Genomic DNA, 12,720 nt, shown 5'->3' on the forward strand with positions numbered 1-12,720 from the left:
TCGGGGATGGGATGCTCCCGAGGAGGAACTGAAGCTGTTCTTCCGGACGGTCGAGCAGACGGATGTTCACGTTGCTTATATTTCCTGTGTGATAAGGGCATCGTTGTGGACTTTTGTCGGCGTTTCAGTGATTCTGTGCATAACCTTCTTCCGCTATATATATCTGTTGATCAGATTCATTCTGAGATAGCGGCCTTATCTGAATATTCCCATGGCTATTGACCCGATTCCCTTTCTGACCAAGTACGCGAGCTTTCCCAGTGTCTCGACCGATTCCGCCTATTCGGCGGGGATGAAGGGCGCGCGCGACTACGTTAAACACGCGCTCGCCGGGCTCGGCTTCGAGGTGGAGGAAGTCGCCACGCCGAAGCACCCGATCATGCTGGCCGAGCGCGGCCCGGATCGCGACGACGTGCCACACATTGTCATTTACGGGCACTACGACGTGCAGCCCGCCGATCCCTTTGAGTTGTGGAAGAGCCCGGCCTTCGAGCCGGAGGTGCGCGACGGGCGTTTGTACGGGCGCGGCACCGCCGACAACAAGGGGCCGCAGGCCGTGCAGTTGACCGCGCTCTCGCGCCTGCTGGAGAAGCACCCGGACCTGCCGCTGCGGATAACCTTCCTGATCGAAGGCGAGGAGGAGATGGGTAGCCCGAGTTTCCCCGGTTTTCTGGAAAAATACGCTGATCGCCTCTCGAAGGCGGACATGATCCTGGTCTCGGATACGGGCAGCCCCGGCACGGAGCAAATCGTGATCACGACCGGCCTGCGCGGCATGGTCGGGATGGAAGTCACGCTGACCGGCCCGGCGGTGGACCTGCACTCGGGCGTGAACGGCGGCCCCGTGCTCAACCCGATTCAGGCGTTGGCTACGTTGTGCGCCTCGCTGCACGATGGGGACGGGCGGGTCAATGTGCCCGGCTTTTACGACGCGGTGGGCGAACCGCTCCAATGGGAACGCGAGGAACTGGCCCGCCTGCCCGGTACGGAGGAGCAGTACCGCGACCTGCTGGGCGTGCCCGGTTTTCTCAGCCCCGGCGGGGCGACGCCGTTCGAGTTGGTGCGCTTTTTCCCGACGCTGGAGTTCAATGGTATCGGCGGCGGCTACCAGGGGGAGGGGAGCAAGACCGTGATCCCGTCAAAAGCCTTTGTCAAAATCACCTGTCGGCTGGTGCCGGATCAGGAGGAGGACGATATCGTGGCCAAGGTCAAGGCCATGCTGCTGGAGCGCTGCCCGCCCGAGGTGTCCATCGAAGTCAAGGTGGACAAAGGGGGCAGCCCCTACTACGTGGCGCCTCCCGGCCGCCCGAACACCGCTTCGGACCTCTCGCCGGTCTTTGCCCGCGCCTGCGCGGCGGCGGAACTGGCCATCGAGGGCGCGTTCGGGAAAAAGCCCCTCTACCTGCGCGAGGGCGGGAGCATCCCGATCATCCGCGACATGAAGGAAAAGACCGGGCTGGATTCGCTCATGATCGGGCTGTTTACCCCGCGCGACAACCTGCACGCGCCCAATGAGAGCTTTGAGCTCGATATGATGGAGAAGGGGATCAACGCCTATGAGGATATCCTCTACCGGATGGCCTATCCGGCGGATTGACGGGCCGTGGGGCCCGACCCTGCGCGGCAACGCGACCAGGGATGGATTTATCGGCTATACCGGCCAACAAAAAAACCTCCGCATGCAGCGGAGGTTTTTTGTGATGAAAGGGTTCAGTCGAAGGCCGGTTATTCGACCACTTTGACTTCGACCCGGCGGTCGTCGATGACGCGGGAGTCGGTCTTGGGCAGGTCCTGGTCGGCTTCGAGTTCGCCGAGGGAGAGAACTTCGATGCGGGTCGGGGCGATGCCCTGGCGCACAAGGTAGTCCATGACAGCGCGGGCGCGGCGGTCACCGAGGCCGAGGTTGTACTCGGTCGTGCCGTACCAGTCGGTGTGCCCTTCGCAGATGGCGCGGGAGTTCGGGTTGCTGTTCATGAAGTTGACGACTTCATTGAGCTTGCCGTGCTCGGAGGGCTGGACGGTGAACTCGTCGAAGCCGAATTGCACGATGGCCATGACACTGTCGTCCCCGGCGATACCGCCGTTCATATCTGAAAAGCGTGCGTCGCGCATGGTCAGGGAGTCACCGCTGTTGGCGCTGATCGCGTCCGGGTTGATCCAGTCGGGGCGGTCGGCGCCGACGGTGCTGGAGAGCGTATCTTCCGGTGTGATTTCGGGATCGGATTCGCACCCACTGAACAGAACGGCGCAAAGACTGAGGCTGGCGAGGTAAAGACTGACCTTCTTCATTTGATTCTTACTGATGTTTGAATCTTATTGTCTGGGCAAGGAATTTCGTAACGCACATGTTAAAACAGGGCAAAAACGATGACAAGCCGGTTTATCTGCTGGTAGATAATGGATCTCTGCGTCCAGAGGCAACCCTAAGTCTGCGGGAGTTGGCGGTGGCGCTGGGGAGTGCCGTTGGCGAGCAGGTGCACGCGGTCTCTCTCCAGCACTCCGACCGGGTGGACCCGGAGCGACTCGGCGGGAAACCGGCCTGGAGCTTTGTTCCGTTTATCGAGGATCAACTGAAACTGGGAAAACGGGATTTCCGGGTGGTTCCGCTTTTTCTGGGGCCGAGCCGGGCCTTGACCGTTTTTATCCCGGCCCAGAGCGCGACCTTGCAGGAAAAAGCGCCGGATCTGTGTGTGACGACCGCTCCCTGTCTGTGTCCGCCTGACGGCTCCGGTGACGAGGTTGTCGCTGGCATGCTGGCGCGTGCGGTCCACGCAACGATGGCCGAGCAGGGGTTGACGCGCCCTCGGGTCGCGCTGGTGGACCACGGTTCGCCGATCGAGGCCGTGACGCAGGTGCGTGACCGCCTGGCGGCCCAAGTGGGGTGCTTGCTGGGGGAGGAGGTAGAGTTGGTCGCCCCCTGCTCGATGGAGCGGCGCGAGGGCGTAAAATATGACTTTAACGAGCCGCTGCTGGAAAAACTCCTCGTGCAGCCGGCTTGGCGGGAAGCGTCCGTTGTCGTGAGCATGCTCTTTCTCCAGCCAGGTCGCCACGCCGGAGCGGAGGGAGACGTTGCCGGTATCTGTGCGCGAGCCGAGGCCGAGTCGCCTGCCTTGAAAACTTTCCGAACCGCGCTGCTGGCCGAGGATCCCGCCTTGATTGAGCTGTTGGTGCGGCGTTTACGCCAGTTGGTCTGATACGGTCAGCCCTATTCGGGGGGAGTTCGCTTTGAATGCTTCACGGGGATAACGGCTAACCATTGCGGCACACCGCGCATCTCCGAGACGATGCGTCAGCATTCAAAAGACAGCTTGTAAGAGGCTTGCTCCAGAAAAATCTGCCCTGCCACAGGAGGGAGGCTGGGACGCTTGAACCGCCTCAGGCTTCGCTTGTGACGGGGAGGACGCCCTCGATCAGGCCCTGCTGGATGGCGTAGCGGGTGAGGCTGGCCACATCGTGCAGGTCGAGCTTCTTCATCAGGTTTGTACGGTGGTTTTCGGCCGTTTTTACGCTGATGTTAAGCTTTTGGGCGACTTCCTTCGTGCTGTGGCTTTCGGCGATGAGTTGGAGGATTTCGCGCTCGCGGGCCGTCAGCACATCCACGCCCTTACGGTTGGAGGCATTGGGATTGAGCACGGCTTCGCGCAGCATCTGGGCGACTTCGGGGCCGAAATAGCTGCCGCCGTTGGCGACGATCTCGATACCCTTCTTCAACTCGCTCAGGGGGGCTGATTTCTCGACAAAGCCGTGGGCACCGGCCTGGAGGAGTTCACGCACGAGGGACGGGTTCTGATAGCCGGAGAAGACAAGCACCCGCGTGTTTTTCAGGTGCTTGGCGAAGCGCCGCAGGACTTCGGCGCCGTTGAGGCCGGGAAGCATGACGTCGAGGATCACGAAGTCGGGCTTCAGCTCCATGACGAGGTTGTAGGCTTCCTGACCGTCGCCGGGTTCGGCGACTACTTCAAAGGACGGGTCAGACTGAACGATTTGGGAGATCATCTCCCGGACGGCAGTCTGATCCTCTACGATAACAACTTTCTTCATGTGAGAGCTTTTGAATGGCAAATAAACAGAAATACAGCGGGTACGCGAGCCCAATTAGGGTTTAGCCTGAAGTGTGCCCTTCAGCAGGCCTGCACTCCAGTGGGCTAAACGGTTTAGTATGATCCCCTCATTGTAAAGTATTTTTAACCTGTTGTTCCCATCACGGGATTTTTAAGAATTCCTTTACAAAGCTCCCTCGTGGACAGGGGAGAAAAATGGTAGGCCGGCTGGGACTCGAACCCAGAACCAATGGCTTAAAAGGCCACTGCTCTACCGATTGAGCTACCGACCCATCTGATTGAAAATCAGTATGTTATGACTCTTTGCAAACTTTAACTTGTCACCCATACCTGTAACCGCATCCTCAAAACCGTGTCAAGTTCTCCAGAGTACGTAAAGGTAGCTGAGTGCCTTTATCGCCATTCGCAAAGCGGGGTTTACTACGCTCTCGTCAAGAGGGCTGGCAAGCAAATTCGTCGATCTTTACGGACAAAGGACCGCAAGCTGGCCGAGCGCAAGCTGGTCGATTTCCGCCGCAAGGTAGATAGAATGTACAAGCAGGCCGGGGACAAGGCTGTCACCTTCAAGGAATTTTCTTTGACGTGGCTGAACATTTCCCAGGCCGGTCACAAGAGCCGCACAAACACGCGCCGGGAGGCTTCGGTCAAACAACTCACCTATTACTTTGGCATCAAGCGGGTGCGGGATATCACGATCCGCGATTGCGAGGCTTGGCATGTGGGGCGTAGTCCTGACGTTTCAGCTTCGACCTTCAATAAGGAACGGGATGCCCTCATCGGCATTCTTGATATGGCCGTGCGCGATGGGCTGATTCTCGACAACCCGGCCCGGCAGATCGACCGGCGCAAGATTGCGAAGCCGCAGATCATTATCCCGACTCGGGAGCAATATCGCCTGCTGTTGCAAACCATGCGCGAGGATAACCCTCGGGCAGTGCGGACGGCGAAGGGGGCCTTTCTGGTGGAATGCCTTGCCTGTTCGGGGATGCGGGTAGGGGAGGCTACGGCCATGCGCTGGGGAGATATCGACTTTCAGCGCGAACTATTCACCGTCACTGGTGGGCAGGCAGGTACCAAAAACGGGGATGTGCGGGTTGTGCCGTTGTTCCCGGGCTTCAAGGATTTCCTCAAGCGGCTCAAGAAGGCGGTCGGGGGACGGCCTGCCGCTTCGGATTTACTTATTGGCATAGACAGTGCCAAGCAAGCCCTGCAATCGGCCTGCGCCAAAGCTGAGTTGCCACACTTCACGCATCATTCCATGCGCCATTATTTCGTCAGCAACGCCATCGAAGCCGGAATCGATTTTAAGACCATTGCGGCTTGGGTCGGTCACAAAGACGGTGGCTTGCTGGTCGCTAAAACCTACGGCCATCTGCGCGATACCCATTCCGCCGAAATGGCCAAACTGATGAAAGCTTAACCATCAACCGAAAGTATCAATATGAGCGTTACAGCCATCAAAGAAGTACATAGTCATGGAAACAGCGACGTTTCCATTTTCTCCAAGACTCAGTTCACCGTCGAGTTTACCCAAGAGGAAGCCGATGGGATACGCAGGATCGCAAAGCTGACAAGCATTCCAGAGGAAACGATCATCCGCTTTTCGCTTCGGGATTCTTTGGGGTTCAATCAGTATGAAGGGTTCAGTCAGGAGGACGTTTTTAACGCCATGGCCAATTGCATGGAGGACGGCAGGATTACACATGAAAGAAGCCGCCTTGAAGCTACATACTGACGAGAATGCGTTAAGGCTAATGGACTCATAATCAATAAATAAAGGATACGAAAATGAGCGATACAACTGTTGTAGAGATGCAAAGTCATGGAAGCCAGAGCGCATCCATTCCCGCCAAGACTCAATTTGCCATCGAATTCACCCAAGAAGAGGCCAAGGGCATCAGAAATATTGCCGAGGCTCTTGATGTATGCGAAGAGGACATCGTGAAGTTCTCACTCCGGCACTGCCTTGGCTTCAATTGTTACAAGAACTTTAGCCGTGAAGATATCTTTGTGGGGCTTGTCAGTCATATTGAGGATGGGGAGTTTGATCGAGAATGGTACACTATTAATTTCTAAACGATATTAGGTAATAAACATTGCGGGTCGGGTTATGATTCCCGGCCCGCTTCAATTGGGTGCTATGAAAAAACCAGCTATGCTACCAGAGTCCGAATGGACTTTTGATTCTGCGGTTGCTGAATGGGGCCTGTGCCTTGTGTTTTGCTACGAATACGCAAGGACTGCCTGCACGCTGTACCCTGAGTTTGCGAAACTTATCGAAGAAGTCTGCTATGTCGGCAATGTGCCGAGCCCAATTCCTTGGGAAGGGTACAAGGATTACGGGATAGAGACACCCGAAGAGGGAGAAGACTTGGATGCTCGGATGATGAAAAGGCGTGACGAGCTTGCAGGCCACCATTTAGGCCCATTTCTATTGGCTGTGCTTCGGTATCTCAAGAACCCCAAGTTGGGTGAGAATAAGCCAATCTCGATAGCAAATCCATTTGTAGATTGGTTCGTACGATATGCTCGGAATTGGAGTAATCGTTCACCAAATCCACTCTATTTCATGCATCCCGGCAGAGGGAATGCTCATGTGTGGACAAGCTACATGGGTGAGGCATGCGACGTCGAAAATGATACAGCATGGATGGCTCCGTCAACTTACCGCCCGACTGATCGGCCACTCAAGCCTCTGGTACATGGTTTTACAACCGCATCGTTGATGGAGGTCAATTGGGCCTACCCAGACAAAATACTGATGAAGTACTTTGAGCAGTTTTTGCGAGAGAATCGGCCACCTCGCTATAGATATGGAAGAGGCCCAGCCGCACTCTACACCAGCAAGCAAATCGGTGTTTACGGTCAGCCATTTCCTTTTGACCAAAATCAAGGACTCGAATGGCTTTCAGTCTTTAGACGCCGCAATGCAATACTTGATTATGCATGGGATGAGTATTTCGCACTGTATGATCCGATCAAGGGAAACGAAAATGAACTCAGCTACCTAAAAAGGAAAGAAGCGTCCCAAGAACGCTTGGCCGTTCAGATGAATAAAGCGGAGGTGATCCTCAAATGGTTTGCCCATGGCGGTTACATTGCTAAACGCAAAAGCAATTCAGAGCCACTGTGGAAGCACATCAAAAGCCTCGAAGAGTTGGAACCAGACGGAGAGTGGTCCAGTGGACTGGGATGGATACAAAAACCGGAGTTCGACTTTGATGATGACGAGTAGCTGAATTGTCCAAGGAGAGGGTTATTTCAATAACCCTCACTGTGACAGTTGTATGCAGGCGTGAGAGCGTGCCTGCATGTCCACCGCAACACCCGACAATAACACCTCCGTACCTTTGCAGGGCAGGCTTGCTCTGACGAGGGATGAAACTGCCCAGGCATTGGGGATTTGCCCCAAGTCTGTTGACCGGCTCCGGCAGCGTGGTTTGCTTCGCGCATCCTACGCCTTGGGGCGACCCCGGTTCGCTGTTCGCGAGATTCAGCGCTTTCTGGATGAAACATCGCAACCCGTGGAGGTTGCGTGATAACCGGCCCTCCAGATAAAAGAGAAGCCCGAGAGGCGGCCACCTCTCAGGCTTCAGGAAAATCCAGTTTTTGCGGATCGGATTCTTGTGACAGAAAGACATTTGCGTCCCCGTCTGTCAAGGCGGAATGCCTGTCGGCTGTTTGCGACAACAGCAATTCGCTTGCTGATTGCAGCGCAAATGAGCGTTCCGCAACGAGCGCCGCAAATGATCGTTGTGCCCATGCAACCCGCATAAATACGGGAAGCAAATCATTTGCGACTGGCCAGGCAAACCCCGGTTCAACCGATGATTGCAAGTCCGGTTTGTGTGTTGTTGCTGCCGGCGAGTCACAACCGCAAACCGCAAACGCGTGGGATTTGCTGGAGCGGTTGGGTTTTGAGGGTACTGAAACCGAAGATTTCCGGGCTCCCGAGTCTGAATATCTGGATATTTGCCGTTCCTACAGCGGAGAGAGCATTCCGGTTGAGTCCTATGAGAAGCTGGTTGCCGATCAGGCGGAATTGATCCGCATGTCAGATGAAATCGCAACACGCTTGGCCGATGGGTATTATGATGCCGAACTTGAGCAGTCGGTATCTCGCAATCCGTGGCCGGAATCAGCACAACCATTGTGGCGTTATTCGGCTCTGACGAAGTGCAAACAACGGCTTCCCACCTACCGGAACATCCGGTTCCTGCCTTGGCAGGCGAAGATGCGCCGGGGCACGCACTTGAAGTTCCTCGAATGGTGGTGCAACCGCCATCCGTTTGCGAGGATGTTTGTGCCCACAACGGGCGCACGTTGTTGTGTCGATGAATTGCGGGAGCGCATTCAGGATTTGCAGCGCAAAACCTCGAAGCTGAACGCAAAGCCGTGGTTCAAAAAGCACTATGAGATTGTGTGGCGGTCCACGGAGATCGGGACGCCTGAGCAGGATGAGGCGGGGGAGTGGACCTTTCACCCACACGCGCACATCATCGTCAACCAGAAGCATTTTATCCCGCCCGAGCAATGGCAGGTCTTGCGTGCTCGGATCAAGGCGCACTTTGGCGGCAATTACTTTCGGGAATCAGGCAAGCTCGCCAAGCCGCGCGAGGCTTGTAAGTACGTGGTCAAGCCGCAGGCCGTGCTTGAGCTGGACAACAAGACGTTGATCGAGTTGTACGATGCCCTGTTCAAGTTGCGGCTATGCCAGCCGCTCGGCTCCCTGAAAGAGTCGATCAATCACTTTAAGGAACACCGCTTGAAGCTGGTTCGCCCGTGTAAGTCGAACGGTTGGAAGTGGCGCACAGTCAAAGACTGGAACCGCCATTGCGAAAAGGACAAGGATGACGCCGAGCTTTCCGACGAAGAACTTGTTGAGGGCAATATCGCGATCAGCGAGCCGGGAAACGGCGGTTGCGCTGTGCTGGCCCGTACGCAACCCCTACCGGCTGCCAGCACGCTCTCTGAGCCGTGCTTGCTTGTGATGGGTGATATCGAGGCCGGAGAGGATGAAATCCGCAACGACAGCCGTTTTCGTGAGCTTCTGGAGGCTGCCGGGCCTGCCTACCGGGCCGGGCAAATGCTGGAGCATATTTCTGTTCACAATAGTGTCGTAACTGTCCCACCTGCGGAGCAACGGCAGTTATTCACGGTTCCCGGTATTTGGGAGCATCCCAACTCATGGCATCCGCCCGAGAGCTTTTACCGGGCGCAACGCACGGTTTATCCGCCTACCCCTTGGGATGACGGCAGTGTCAGCGTGTCCCCGGCAACGCCGGAAATGACGGTGGCGGCCGGTACGGCCCATCCGTCACGGAAAAGGCCGGGGCCGGTGAGCGGGCCTCTCCTCTTTGGGTGTCGCGCCGCAGGCGCGAAATCCGGGCGGTCCGCGCTGCAATCGCGGTACCCGGATACGGAAAAGCCCGTACGCCATGGCGAAACGGGCCTCCCCTCTTTGGGTGTGTATGAGGAACCTTTAGCATACGTGAGGATAAGTCAATGAATAATCACCATCGGTCACAAATAAATGAACTCAGGCGTTGCGCTCAACACATGCAACGCGTGTTGAAACGTATGAGTGCGAATAGTGATTTGCGCTTCTGCATAACGATCGGCAGCGAGGGCGCAATGGCATCGTTCTTTCGCCACGATGCGCCTGACGCCGCCGTTTCGTGTGACTCAGAAAATGCCTCTGCCGCCGTGGGCGAGTTGTTCCAAATGATCGCCCGATAAAACTTTTCCCGGACAGGCCGGGAAACATGAAACAAAAACTAAAAATAACAAGAAAATGCTAATTCAAGCAATCATTGGGGCCAGCGGGCTTGCCGCTCTCTGGTCATGGCTGAAAGAAGACAAAAACGAGGATGGCTTTACGGGAAATGAAGCTGTCCTTTTCAACGAAGAGAGCAAGCTGCCCTCTGCCGACTCGAAAGCGGTGAAGCAGCTTGCGACCGAAGCGGACGTGCAGATCGACAAGTTGCGCGAGCACCTTGCCGGGATCATTCCCGACGACTTTGAATTCAGTCTGGCCTTGGGCCGGGACGAGGAATTCCAAGTCACCTGGCGAGTCTCAGAAATCGGCATGGTGCCCCGTGTGCCCAAGATTTCGGACGACACCCTCTTGGGCCTGCTTCGGAAAGTCCAGTTGGTTGACTGGGACAATGAGCGGGAGCTTGCCCGCAAGGGCGCAAAAGCCTTCGAGAGCTTCTGCGAAAAGTGCCGTGAATTCAACGGCGCTTACGAGGGGGCGGACAAGTAACCTCTGGCTCCACTGCTTCACGTGCCCCGCCGTCAGTCGGCGGGGCATTGTTGTATTTGTTTGATTGTATCATGTCGGGGCGTATCATCCATTGCCCTATGGACGAACAACAGAGCTTTAAAATTAAATTGCGCCCCGAACCGATCAAGGCCCCATCCATTGCTGAAATAAGACAGCTTCAAACTGACGGGAAAGGTGACGAAGAGATTGTTAAGAGCATCTTTAAGGAAGACGTTCTTGAGCGCAGAGAACACGCTCAAGCCATTGTCAGCTATATGCGACATATCGAGTCCCCCTTTACCTATTGCTTGGATGCCCCTTGGGGGCATGGAAAAACCTCGTTTCTCAATCTGCTTGAGCGTTTGTTGCAATATAAAGGCTGTGTCGTTCTTCGGTTCAATGCATGGGAGAGCGATTATTTGCCTGACCCTTTCGTGCCGCTATTTGGGCAGATTTATTCGCAGATTCGTGATTTATACCCGAAGGGAAAACTTCCTCAGAAAGCCAAGGATGTATTGCGCAGAGCCGGGGCAGTCGCTCGGGCTATAGCGCCGGGCTTGTTGAAGCTAGGCTTGGAGGCTGCCGCAAATTACGGGGCTCCCGGATCAGTAGAGGCAGTGAAGGCGGTAGCAGGGGCAATAGACCCGGATAAAGCCCTTTGTGCTGCTGAAGAGGCCAAGCGCCTGTCCGAAAAAGCCATTGAAGACTACGGCGAGGAAACGAAGGAGCTTTCTGCATTTGTGCATGCGTTGAGTGAACTTGCTCATGTTGTCAGAGAAGATCAGCCCGGCGATGACCTTCCCATTGATCCCGAGATGCCGATTGTCGTGTTGGTTGATGAACTGGACCGATGCAGGCCATCGTTTACCATAGAAGTTCTTGAGCGCATAAAGCATCTCTTCTCTGCGGAAGGAATCTGCTTCATCGTGGCGCTCGACCGCACTCAGCTTTGTCACATGATCCGTCAAGTGTATGGCGCTCAGACTGACGCGGATGGATATTTGGAGAGGTTCTTTGATTTAGAGAGCAAGTTGGCGTGGGATGTTGATGAAGGTGCCCTTCGTGCAAGCATGGAGGGTGTCCTATGCTCTATTAACGGGGAGGATCAGCAGGTCCGGACGCACATGCTCAAGCGTCTTACTAGTGTCCCGTTAGCTTAGTTCCTGATAAAAATATTTTCACCGCAGAGGCGCAAAGACGCAGAGCGACATCTGTATCCACGAAGTTTTCTGTGCTTCTTGTGCCTTTTTGTGGCCATTAACATTTGTTAAGAACTTAGCTAACACGACACTAGTGCTTGTTTCATTCTATGGTCATACGGGGTTAGTATGAGAAAGATAAATCTCATTGTTAAACGTCTTGCCTTGACTCTCCCAGTCGCGGTTGATCGCTCAAAGGCTTGGGATATTCGTGAATCAATTGTGGCGTGTGCATCTACACTTTCTGTTGTTAGCGTTTGCGATCCTGAGTTGTACCTTAAGATTGTTGGTAGACGGATATCAGGGGCGAAGGCAATGGAGGCTATCATCTTTAGGAAGGGAGATGATGCACTCCGTAGTAGATGGCCAAATTTTGACTATTCTTTTCTTGAGGATATCATGTTGCTTCTTCCATATCCTGATCCCGCCATTGCGGTGAACGAGTATAGAAAGATAGTTTCCAGAATCAATGAGCGAAACTTCCTGAGGACTATGCTGGATGCCCCGATCTCGAAGAACTATGCAAATACGTTGTTTGTAGGTTATACCGACCAAAGAACGTTCGCTTTCAGCGCTGACATCTTGCGTAAATCAATTTGTCCAGCAATTGAGCTTGCTGTTCATCATGAATGATATGACATCTGGCCTGATGTGACGGCATGAGCCTGCCTGTCAGTATCCGTCCACCAGCATCGAAAATGGCGTTGCTCGATAGGCACCTGCACCAACGCCAGAAATGACGGTGCAAGATCCCGCTTCGGCTGTGTTCTGTTTTGTGGGATGTGTGATTGGCCAGGCGTTGTTTAAATTGTGACTGATCGATCGCTACGGGAGGTACGGTGATCGATGTGAGGGCTGGGCAATGTTTGTGACCGCACGTATGTTGTTTCGTGGGCCGGGACACCTACTCATCTTGCGAAATCGGCAAAAGCCGGAGCTGAGTCACACCAACTACGCGAGACGCATGGCGGGTGTGGGAGGGCGATTGATGTGACTCGACGCGGGGGCCTATTGGGTAGGCTTTTGCTTGTTGTGTTTTTCCCTTATCTTGTCGCAAACCTCATCGACCCGCTTACAGAACTCGTCATAGCTGAATGATCTGCATCCCTTCCCGTGAACTGCATTGATGATGCGCCGCTTTATACTTGGGATGGGATCGGCATCTACGGGTTCTGGCTTGTCTTTCACGGGTCAA

At 55.0% G+C, this 12,720-nt stretch carries 13 protein-coding genes and 1 tRNA gene; 11 read left to right on the forward strand and 3 right to left on the reverse strand.

The features are described 5' to 3' along the window. Nucleotides 1–211: 211 nt before the first annotated feature. A complete protein-coding gene (locus tag H5P28_RS08975) occupies nt 212–1,597 on the forward strand; it encodes a M20/M25/M40 family metallo-hydrolase (protein WP_185675372.1) in 1,386 nt (461 codons plus the stop codon). Nucleotides 1,598–1,725: 128 nt separating this feature from the next. Here H5P28_RS08975 and H5P28_RS08980 read toward each other — a convergent pair whose 3' ends face one another. Further along, nucleotides 1,726–2,289: an OmpA family protein gene (locus H5P28_RS08980; RefSeq protein WP_185675373.1), complete on the reverse strand. Its 564-nt coding sequence runs from the start codon at nt 2,287–2,289 to the stop codon at nt 1,726–1,728. Nucleotides 2,290–2,345: 56 nt separating this feature from the next. Between H5P28_RS08980 and H5P28_RS08985 the strand changes: the two genes are divergently transcribed. Beyond that, a complete protein-coding gene (locus H5P28_RS08985; protein ID WP_185675374.1) occupies nt 2,346–3,194 on the forward strand; it encodes a sirohydrochlorin chelatase in 849 nt (282 codons plus the stop codon). Between the two features lie 181 nt (nt 3,195–3,375). Here the strand turns inward: H5P28_RS08985 and H5P28_RS08990 are convergent, their stop codons facing one another. Together H5P28_RS08990 and H5P28_RS08995 are read right to left on the reverse strand one after the other, a co-directional pair. Continuing rightward, a complete protein-coding gene (locus H5P28_RS08990) occupies nt 3,376–4,041 on the reverse strand; it encodes a response regulator (protein WP_185675375.1) in 666 nt (221 codons plus the stop codon). A gap of 216 nt (nt 4,042–4,257) precedes the next feature. Further along, nucleotides 4,258–4,333, reverse strand: a tRNA-Lys gene (locus tag H5P28_RS08995). A gap of 80 nt (nt 4,334–4,413) precedes the next feature. Between H5P28_RS08995 and H5P28_RS19995 the strand changes: the two genes are divergently transcribed. From H5P28_RS19995 to H5P28_RS09035, 9 genes are all read left to right on the forward strand, one after another. Beyond that, complete coding sequence (locus tag H5P28_RS19995; protein ID WP_185675376.1) at nt 4,414–5,481, forward strand: tyrosine-type recombinase/integrase; 1,068 nt, start codon at nt 4,414–4,416, stop codon at nt 5,479–5,481. 21 nt (nt 5,482–5,502) lie between these two features. Next, entirely contained in the window at nt 5,503–5,796 is a 294-nt protein-coding gene (locus H5P28_RS09005; RefSeq protein WP_185675377.1) for a hypothetical protein, read from the forward strand. A 53-nt stretch (nt 5,797–5,849) separates the two neighbouring features. Further along, on the forward strand, nt 5,850–6,137 hold the full coding sequence (locus tag H5P28_RS09010) for a ribbon-helix-helix domain-containing protein (RefSeq protein ID WP_185675378.1): 288 nt from the start codon (nt 5,850–5,852) through the stop codon (nt 6,135–6,137). A gap of 64 nt (nt 6,138–6,201) precedes the next feature. After that, nucleotides 6,202–7,296 carry a hypothetical protein gene (locus H5P28_RS09015; protein ID WP_185675379.1) on the forward strand — a complete coding sequence of 365 codons (1,095 nt, stop codon included), beginning with the start codon at nt 6,202–6,204 and terminating at the stop codon, nt 7,294–7,296. Nucleotides 7,297–7,372: 76 nt separating this feature from the next. Next, nucleotides 7,373–7,600 carry a helix-turn-helix domain-containing protein gene (locus H5P28_RS20110; RefSeq protein WP_425504454.1) on the forward strand — a complete coding sequence of 76 codons (228 nt, stop codon included), beginning with the start codon at nt 7,373–7,375 and terminating at the stop codon, nt 7,598–7,600. After that, nucleotides 7,597–9,570, forward strand: coding sequence for a rep family protein (locus H5P28_RS09020; RefSeq protein ID WP_185675380.1), 1,974 nt, complete (start codon nt 7,597–7,599; stop codon nt 9,568–9,570). Before H5P28_RS20110 ends, H5P28_RS09020 begins: the two co-directional genes overlap by 4 nt. A gap of 285 nt (nt 9,571–9,855) precedes the next feature. Beyond that, nucleotides 9,856–10,326, forward strand: a complete 471-nt coding sequence (locus H5P28_RS09025) for a hypothetical protein (RefSeq protein ID WP_185675381.1) — start codon at nt 9,856–9,858, stop codon at nt 10,324–10,326. Between the two features lie 98 nt (nt 10,327–10,424). After that, the gene (locus H5P28_RS09030; protein WP_185675382.1) at nt 10,425–11,486 is read left to right on the forward strand and encodes a KAP family P-loop NTPase fold protein; all 1,062 of its coding nucleotides are present in this window, start codon (nt 10,425–10,427) and stop codon (nt 11,484–11,486) included. Between the two features lie 168 nt (nt 11,487–11,654). Next, complete coding sequence (locus H5P28_RS09035) at nt 11,655–12,158, forward strand: hypothetical protein (protein WP_185675383.1); 504 nt, start codon at nt 11,655–11,657, stop codon at nt 12,156–12,158. The last annotated feature ends 562 nt before the right edge of the window (nt 12,159–12,720 follow it).

The sequence above is a fragment of the Ruficoccus amylovorans genome, from assembly GCF_014230085.1.
Taxonomy (GTDB): Bacteria; Verrucomicrobiota; Verrucomicrobiia; order Opitutales; family Cerasicoccaceae; genus Ruficoccus; species Ruficoccus amylovorans.

What these genes read in the sequence shown, in the direction of transcription:
- H5P28_RS08985 (WP_185675374.1), top strand. Translation starts at nt 2,346, where the DNA reads ATGTTAAAACAGGGCAAAAACGATGACAAGCCGGTTTATCTGCTGGTA.
- H5P28_RS09005 (WP_185675377.1), top strand. Translation starts at nt 5,503, where the DNA reads ATGAGCGTTACAGCCATCAAAGAAGTACATAGTCATGGAAACAGCGAC.
- H5P28_RS09015 (WP_185675379.1), top strand. Translation starts at nt 6,202, where the DNA reads ATGAAAAAACCAGCTATGCTACCAGAGTCCGAATGGACTTTTGATTCT.
- H5P28_RS09010 (WP_185675378.1), top strand. Translation starts at nt 5,850, where the DNA reads ATGAGCGATACAACTGTTGTAGAGATGCAAAGTCATGGAAGCCAGAGC.
- H5P28_RS09025 (WP_185675381.1), top strand. Translation starts at nt 9,856, where the DNA reads ATGCTAATTCAAGCAATCATTGGGGCCAGCGGGCTTGCCGCTCTCTGG.
- H5P28_RS08990 (WP_185675375.1), bottom strand. Translation starts at nt 4,041, where the DNA reads ATGAAGAAAGTTGTTATCGTAGAGGATCAGACTGCCGTCCGGGAGATG.
- H5P28_RS08975 (WP_185675372.1), top strand. Translation starts at nt 212, where the DNA reads ATGGCTATTGACCCGATTCCCTTTCTGACCAAGTACGCGAGCTTTCCC.
- H5P28_RS08980 (WP_185675373.1), bottom strand. Translation starts at nt 2,289, where the DNA reads ATGAAGAAGGTCAGTCTTTACCTCGCCAGCCTCAGTCTTTGCGCCGTT.
- H5P28_RS09035 (WP_185675383.1), top strand. Translation starts at nt 11,655, where the DNA reads ATGAGAAAGATAAATCTCATTGTTAAACGTCTTGCCTTGACTCTCCCA.
- H5P28_RS20110 (WP_425504454.1), top strand. Translation starts at nt 7,373, where the DNA reads ATGTCCACCGCAACACCCGACAATAACACCTCCGTACCTTTGCAGGGC.
- H5P28_RS09030 (WP_185675382.1), top strand. Translation starts at nt 10,425, where the DNA reads ATGGACGAACAACAGAGCTTTAAAATTAAATTGCGCCCCGAACCGATC.